Annotated in this window: 7 protein-coding genes and 1 pseudogene; 4 read left to right on the forward strand and 4 right to left on the reverse strand. The window is 40.8% G+C overall.

Translation table 11 applies throughout. The annotated features are described in order from the left end of the window. Positions 1-55: 55 nt before the first annotated feature. Both JCM19038_RS11995 and map read right to left on the reverse strand, forming a co-directional pair. Positions 56-868 (reverse strand): PepSY domain-containing protein, encoded by an 813-nt coding sequence (locus JCM19038_RS11995; protein ID WP_042418232.1) that lies wholly within the window; start codon positions 866-868, stop codon positions 56-58. A gap of 147 nt (positions 869-1015) precedes the next feature. Further along, a complete protein-coding gene (map, locus tag JCM19038_RS12000) occupies positions 1016-1768 on the reverse strand; it encodes a type I methionyl aminopeptidase (RefSeq protein WP_042418235.1) in 753 nt (250 codons plus the stop codon). 144 nt (positions 1769-1912) lie between these two features. Here map and JCM19038_RS12005 point away from each other — a divergent pair, with 144 nt between their 5' ends. Next, the gene (locus JCM19038_RS12005; RefSeq protein ID WP_042418277.1) at positions 1913-3415 is read left to right on the forward strand and encodes a BCCT family transporter; all 1503 of its coding nucleotides are present in this window, start codon (positions 1913-1915) and stop codon (positions 3413-3415) included. A gap of 55 nt (positions 3416-3470) precedes the next feature. Here JCM19038_RS12005 and JCM19038_RS12010 read toward each other — a convergent pair whose 3' ends face one another. Both JCM19038_RS12010 and JCM19038_RS12015 read right to left on the reverse strand, forming a co-directional pair. After that, complete coding sequence (locus tag JCM19038_RS12010) at positions 3471-3785, reverse strand: multidrug efflux SMR transporter (RefSeq protein WP_042418238.1); 315 nt, start codon at positions 3783-3785, stop codon at positions 3471-3473. Then, complete coding sequence (locus tag JCM19038_RS12015; RefSeq protein ID WP_042418241.1) at positions 3782-4123, reverse strand: multidrug efflux SMR transporter; 342 nt, start codon at positions 4121-4123, stop codon at positions 3782-3784. The genes JCM19038_RS12010 and JCM19038_RS12015 overlap by 4 nt, the downstream gene beginning before the upstream one ends. 101 nt (positions 4124-4224) lie before the next feature. Here JCM19038_RS12015 and JCM19038_RS12020 point away from each other — a divergent pair, with 101 nt between their 5' ends. The 3 genes and pseudogenes from JCM19038_RS12020 to JCM19038_RS22865 all read left to right on the forward strand — a co-directional run. After that, the gene (locus tag JCM19038_RS12020; RefSeq protein ID WP_042418245.1) at positions 4225-4803 is read left to right on the forward strand and encodes a TetR/AcrR family transcriptional regulator; all 579 of its coding nucleotides are present in this window, start codon (positions 4225-4227) and stop codon (positions 4801-4803) included. 73 nt (positions 4804-4876) lie between these two features. Further along, positions 4877-5971, forward strand: coding sequence for a glycosyltransferase family 2 protein (locus tag JCM19038_RS12025; RefSeq protein ID WP_042418247.1), 1095 nt, complete (start codon positions 4877-4879; stop codon positions 5969-5971). 96 nt (positions 5972-6067) lie between these two features. Continuing rightward, a pseudogene (locus JCM19038_RS22865) lies at positions 6068-6329 on the forward strand (hypothetical protein); the annotation flags it as partial.

Below are 6329 nucleotides of genomic sequence, written 5' to 3' on the forward strand. Positions count from 1 at the left end.
CATATCTCTAAAAAAGCATTGCATGGAATATTCCCATGCAATGCTTTTTTGTTAATTAATCATCGATTTCTTGTTCAAGTAACGTTCCGTTTTCTGCATCGACCACTAGCTCATAACGAACGTTATCTGCTATAATTTCTACTTCGTACATAAATTTTCCATTTTCACGGTCGAGATCAAGATCTTTAATTGTTAAATCTTCACCGAATTGTTCAACGAGAATTGATTCTAATTCGGAACGAGGCATAAGATTGGCATCTTTGAACGCATCAGCTCCTTTTGTTGCAATGGAAGTGTCCATAGAATAGACGTCTCCGCTATTCGCGTCGATCACGATGTCCGTATCATCATCAATTGAGAGCATTTCAATATCGTATACATAGGATTGGCTTTTCATTTCGAGTTCAATTTGAGCGATGTCGGCTAAACCAGTTTGGTTACGGGCAATGTCTTCGGCTTCTTCTTGTGAGATGCTAACGTCTATTGTGTTTTCAGCTTCTAATAAATTTCCGTCAATGTTCAGAATGTCTCCAGTCGCTACGTCAATATCTACGTCGAAATCTTCTTGACCGCTATAAAGCTCAACTTCATAGACGGTTACGCCATCTTCAACATCACGATCAACCTTTTCAATTGTACCGCCGAGTAAATCAGTGGCAATTTGACTTGCTTGTTCTGTGCTGATTTCAGCACTTGGTGACGATGATTGACTTTCATCTTTACTTGAGTCACTCGAGTCATCTCCAACGTTAATAGCAGTTTGGCGGTCGACGGATGATTGATTATTTTCTAATGCTTGTCCTGTTGAGCATGCCGCAATGAGCAATGAACTAGCGAGGATGCTAAAAGCAAATGTTTGTTTTCTCATGGATCATCTCTCCTTTGAGGTTGTAATTATACAGTACCCAAAGGAGATGAAGATGACCTGAGTTGTTCATTAAAATTTGATGAGAATTCATTTACTGGTTTCGTGATAATACGTTTTCGGGTAAGAAGAAGCATTAGTATAAAACGGTTACGATTCTTGATCGGTTAATATACGTAGACCTTGATCCGTAATGGCGACAGTGTGTTCGAATTGAGCGGAATTAAGACCGTCAAGCGTGCGAGCGGACCATCCGTCTTCGTCAATGAAGAAAAGGGGAGTTCCCTCATTAATCATCGGTTCAACGGTAAGCACCATCCCAGGTGTAAGCTCCGTTCCTGTACCTGGTTGACCGACATGAGGATAGAACGGCTCTTCATGAATCTCACGACCGATCCCATGTGAAAGGAGGTCTTCGACGACCCCGTATCCAAATGATTCGGCACACGTTTGAATGGCGTATGCGATGTCGCCGGTATAATTACCGGGTTTCACTTGTTCTAACCCTTTTAATAAGCATTGCTTTGCTACATACACTAAGTGATTCGTTTGTGGCGTTGTACGACCAATACAGTACGTCCAAGCAGAATCACCTTTCCAGCCAGCGACATCGAAAACCGTATCAATCGTAACGATATCACCATCTTTTAAGGGTGTGTGATCGGGAAATCCATGCGCAATACAATCGTTGACAGAACTACACGTCGCATACGGATAATCTAAATAACCAATTTGGGCGCACCGGGCACCAGTCCGTTCTGCGAATGTTTTTACGAAATGTTCGACATCCATTGTCGTAACCCCAGGTTTTAAGAATTGTCCAAGCTCGCGGTGCATCTTCGCTACGAGTTGACTAGGGATGAGCATTTTATCAATTTCTTCAGAAGTTTTTATTGAAATCATCATTGTTCCTCCCTACACCGTTTTTGTATCGTATGTAAGTAAGTGAACAGATGCTCTTTGACTTTTATTTGCTCATAGGAAAGAAGAGTTGTGGAAAGAATAAGAAGAGCATTCAACTAGAAGAGAGGCAAAAAAATGAATCGATTGAAACGAATCGACAGCGTATTTATTATTTCTGGAATTATTATCTTAGTACTCGTACTTATTGGTTCAATAATTCCTGATCAGTTAGAAGAATGGACGGCTACAGCGCAGGATTTCATTAGCAATACATTTGGTTGGTATTATCTAATTCTCGTAACGATGTTTCTAATAGTTACGTTGTACTTAATGTTTGGTCCGATGGGAAAAATGAAACTTGGTAAACCGGATGAGAAACCAGAATTTAGCCGGTTGTCTTGGCTTTCGATGTTATTTAGTGCAGGTATGGGTGTAGGTCTCGTATTCTTCGGAGCCGCTGAACCACTCAGTCACTATGCGATTCAAGCACCAGTTAGTGCAGAGGGTACCGGTACAGATCAGGCTGTAAATAACGCCATCATGTTTACGGTATTTCACTGGGGACTTCACGGTTGGGCAGTCTATTGTATCTTAGCATTGTCTCTGGCTTACTTTAACTTTAGGCACGATCGACCTGGATTAATTAGTTCTACATTACACCCAATTTTTGGGGATAAGATTAACGGACCAATCGGGAAAGCGACAGATATTATTGCTGTTTTAGCGACTGTTACCGGTGTCGCTACGACAATTGGGCTCGGAGCGACGCAAGTTAATGGGGGCTTAGCCTATGCATTTGATTGGGACATGAGCTTCTGGTTGCAAGTTGGGATTGTTGCAATCGTGACCGTATTGTTCTTAATGTCCGCATGGAATGGGCTAGACAAAGGTATTAAAGTATTAAGTAATTTAAACATGTCTGTAATCGCAGTTATATTCCTCTTATTACTAGCGACTGGACCTACGATGTACGTACTTAATTTGTTTACAAATACGATCGGTAGCTATATTCAAAACCTACCAGAATTAAGTTTTCGAATTGCACCACATAATGAAGAAGACCGCCAATGGATTAATGATTGGACGTTGTTCTATTGGGCTTGGTGGATTGCTTGGGCTCCGTTTGTAGGAATCTTTATTGCTCGTGTATCAAGAGGAAGAACGATCCGTGAATTTGTCACTGCAGTTCTGCTCGTTCCTACTGTCATCGTGTTTATTTGGTTTTCTGTTTTTGGTGGGGCTGCGATTGCCCTAGAGCACAATGGAACAGCGATGATTTCTGATTACATTACAGAACAGATGTTGTTCGCAACCTTTGATCAATACGGTTTTGGTACATTGATGTCGATTCTCACGATCTTTGCATTATTCGTTTTCCTCGTTACATCAGCTGACTCGGCTACGTTTGTACTTGGTATGCTTACAACGAATGGTTCTAACAACCCTCCAAACCGCTTGAAAATTATTTGGGGTGTGTTACTATCAGCAACCGCACTCGTACTCTTGTATTCAGGGGGGCTACAAGCCTTGCAGAATACATTAATTGTCGCCGCCTTGCCGTTCTCGGTGATTATGCTACTCATGATGATCGGTCTGGTTATGGTCATGACGAAAGAAGCGAAGAATTTGCGTAAGACGAAATCGTAATAAAAAGAAGACGTTCAAGTATATGAACGTCTTCTTTCATTAAATGACCATGAACTTAAGACACAATTCGAAGGCCAATAACTGCAACAACAACGATTCCGATGAAAACGATCCGCAGTCGATCTTTGGATTCATTGTAGAACATCATTCCAACTAATGCACTTCCAACCGTACCAATCCCCGTCCAAACAGCATAAGCGACACCGAGAGGAATTTCTTCCATCGCTATTCCGAGTAACGAAAAGCTAATGGCAAAACCGAGAATAAGAACGAGGAATCCTTTTTTGCGTTCGCCTTTTGTAATCATTTGAATGCCGGTAACACCAACCACTTCAAACAACCCAGCTACAATTAAGAAGGTCCAACTCATCGTTTTACCTCCTCATCTTCGTCAAGACTTCCTGTTACAACTTTTAAACCAATAACACCAACGAGTAATAAAGCAATAAAGACGAGCATCCAAAGATTAAACGGAGCCCTAAAGAACAGCAAATCAACAGCAACGGTTCCAACAGTTCCTAAGGCAACAAAGATTGCGTATACTGTACTTGTCGGCAGTGACGTTGCTGCGCGTACAAGTAACCAAAAACTAATGACAATTGCAATTACGGTTAATGTCCACGTACCGAAGCTATCTGCGTATTTCAAGCCAGTAGCCCAACCAACTTCAAAGAATGCAGCAATAATAACGAGCCACCATTTGTTCATTGTGTTCACCTCAAAGTGTAGAACTTACCATACATTTACTAACTAACGATAGTTAGTTTATCATCTCAATTAATGAAATTCAATGGAAGGGACTGGGGCATATGTCAACGAAAGAACGAATTGTATATGAGGCGATGCGAGCGTTTGCTTCTAAAGGTTATGAAGGGACGACGCTTGCAGAAATTGCAACAAACGTAGGAATTAAGAAACCGTCTCTTTATAATCATTTTAAGAATAAAGACGAATTGTATTTAGATGTTGCTGAAAAAGTGATGAATGAGTTAATTGAAGAATTACGAAAAAGCATTAAGACATTTACTCATCAAGACCTAGAACAGCATGTCCGAAAATCACTAGAGCAAAGTTGTCAGTTTATTATTAAAAAACATGAGGGTATGATGTACAAACGGTTTATGATTTTCCCACCGGTCGCCATTCATAAAGAAGTGAAGGCAATTGTTCGTGATGGTGATGAGCGTATGAATGCACAATTAGTGACATTGCATAACCGTGGTATTGAAGAGAAGCAGTTTCATCACTTATCAAAAGAGCAATTTATTGCAAGTTACTTTTGCCTTCTTGATGGTTTGTTTACAGAGAGTTTTATTTATGAGGAAAGAGATTTCAGGCAACGGTTTGATCATGCCTGGGATGTTTTTTGGCGGGGAGTTTGTTATTAGGCACAAGCACAGGTTTGTTGTTTTTACATAGGATGCCACAAATACCTTTCTTTTTGGGAGGAGTGGCACGAAGATGGTTGAGATTAGTTTATGCTTAATCGTAAAAGATGAAGAAGAGGTTCTTGATGGCTGCTTATCGTCCGTGAAAGATTACATGGATGAAATTATTATTGTAGACACAGGATCAACAGATCGAACGAAAGAGATTGCAAAAAAGTATACAGACAAGGTTTATGACTTCGAATGGGTGAATCATTTTGCAAAAGCGAGGAACTACGCATTCGATCAAGCAACAAAACCATTTATTATGTGGTTAGATGCCGATGATATGCTCAGTAAAGACGATCAAAAAAAGCTAAAAAAACTAAAAAGTGAGCTTAACGAGTCGATTGATGCAGTGTCAATGAAATACCATTTATCATTTGATTCAAACGGCGAACCGATGTTTACGTACCGTCGCCATCGAATTGTGAAAAAAGCTTGTGGGTTTAAATGGGAAGGTGCTGTCCACGAGTTTTTACAAGTGGGTGGAAACATACTCACCTCTGATGTCGCGGTGTTTCATCGTAAAGAAGTTAAAACGAAACCGACGAATTCGAATCGTAATTTAGAGATCTATGAACAAATGTTGGCAAATGAAGAGCCGTTTACACCAAGGGATACATTTTATTACGCCAATGAACTTAGAGAAAAGGGAAGGCATGAAGATGCGATTGAACGGTATGAGCAGTTTTTACAAACGAAACAAGGTTGGGTAGAAGATGAGATTCGTGCTTGCCAAGCGATGACTCATTCTTATTTGGCGTTAGGAGAATCAGAAAAGGCGTTGGAACAGTCTCTTAGAACGTTGAAATATAAAGAGCCTAGGCCGGAAAGCTGTTGCATGATTGGCAATTACTTTCAAGAAAAACAAGACTTTGAAACATCGCTATTCTGGTATCAGCTCGCGGTACAATCACGAGAAGGTGACCAGTTAAATTTCGTAAACCATGCGTATTCAACATGGTATCCGCATTTGCAATTATGCGTTTGTTATTTCCGGCTCGGAGATCTAGAAAAGTCCAAAATTGCTAACGAAAAAGCAGCAGAAACGATGCCAGATCACGAGAGTGTCCTGTATAACCGTAAAATATTCAAAGAACTAGAACAATCAGAAGAACAAGGATGACCCAAGTCGAACATAATTAGGTATATGAGGGTACCGGCTTGCCTCCATGTGAATAGGATGAATTGTGATCGCAACTTAATCAATGGAGGTGGAATCATGACTTTTGGAAATCCATTTAATAATAGAGGTTTTCGTGGAATTCGAATTAACAACAACTTAATCAACGGACCAGGATTTGTTGGTGGGGGTACGATCCCAACATTTCCGACGTTCCCAACATCGCCAACTTTCCCGACATCACCAACGCAACCAACGCAACCAACATTCCCAACATTCCCAACAGGATTAACAGGTATAACAGGTCCGATTGGCCTACAGGTTCACCAGGTCCAACAGGAGCAACGGGAGCACCAGGTCC

The sequence above is a fragment of the Geomicrobium sp. JCM 19038 genome (assembly GCF_000698125.1).
In the GTDB taxonomy this organism is placed as follows: Bacteria; Bacillota; Bacilli; order Bacillales; family Marinococcaceae; genus Geomicrobium_A.